At 53.1% G+C, this 967-nt stretch carries 1 protein-coding gene and 1 pseudogene; one reads left to right on the forward strand and one right to left on the reverse strand.

Features of this window, described 5'->3' with window-relative positions; genetic code table 11:
- A pseudogene (locus B4F73_RS06255) lies at positions 1 to 381 on the forward strand (xylan 1,4-beta-xylosidase); the annotation flags it as partial.
- Here B4F73_RS06255 and B4F73_RS06260 read toward each other — a convergent pair.
- On the reverse strand, positions 378 to 967 hold a 590-nt coding region (locus B4F73_RS06260; protein WP_290482762.1), incomplete at its 5' end, for a hypothetical protein. The pseudogene B4F73_RS06255 and the gene B4F73_RS06260 overlap by 4 nt on opposite strands.

Below are 967 nucleotides of genomic sequence, written 5' to 3' on the forward strand. Positions count from 1 at the left end.
TATGAAGTGACGGCACGGATGGAATTGGACCCGGGGTCACGTGCAGGACTTCTCCTGTTTTACAATTCAGGATTATTCTGCGGTTTGAGCTACGGACCGGAGGGCCTCGTCATGCATCGCTATGGTCAGGAGCGTTCACGTCCGAACGATTTGGATGCTGGCCTCACACACCTTGAAATCAAGGTTCGCAACGACAATCACGTCGTCACATTCTTTACCCGTCTGCCGGGCGAAAGATGGAAGAAATTCGATGTTCAGATGGAAGTGTCTGGCTATCACCACAATACGGCATATGACTTCCTCAGCCTCCGCCCAGGATTGATGGCGGCCGGGAAGGGTCATGTTCGTTTCAGTCAGTTCCGGTACAAAGCACTTTCCTAAGCGGCGGTACCGACAAATTTTCCGACGGAGGACAGCCGCAGATCGATATCCCGGGCCCCTCGGGTTCGAATCACGGCTTTCTGACCTACACTTGCGGCGTGAACACCTGTCACCGCTCCGGTCGAGATTGCCATCCCCTTCTTCAACGGCATTCCGCGACGCGCGGCATTTTCTAGCATGAAGCGCAAGGATTCAATCGGACCTCCGGGAATCCCGCTCGCATCTCCTGTGCCGACAGTAAGTCCATCAATCGTGGTTTCAAACGGCCAACGGTTAAATTCCAGAGACCGCCATTCAGGCAATTCATCGCCAATGATCAGACCATGATTGTTGCCGAAATCAGATATTGTCACCAGCGGCCCGTGATCATTGATTTCGGAAAAAGGGCTGCTGGCGATTTCTACACCCGCATGAATCGAGCCGACCAAGGCGATCGCGTCCTCTGTGGAATACTCGGTCTTCGAAGGTTCTGCATCGGACGAGACAATCAGTACACACTCCCCTTCAACCGCCGAAAATCCTTCTGCATAAACGGGGGTTTCCATGACTCCGACAGTCTGATTGTGGATTTGCGATTTGAAAATCG

This window comes from Hyphomonas sp. UBA3601, assembly GCF_002375605.1.
Taxonomy (GTDB): Bacteria; Pseudomonadota; Alphaproteobacteria; order Caulobacterales; family Hyphomonadaceae; genus Hyphomonas.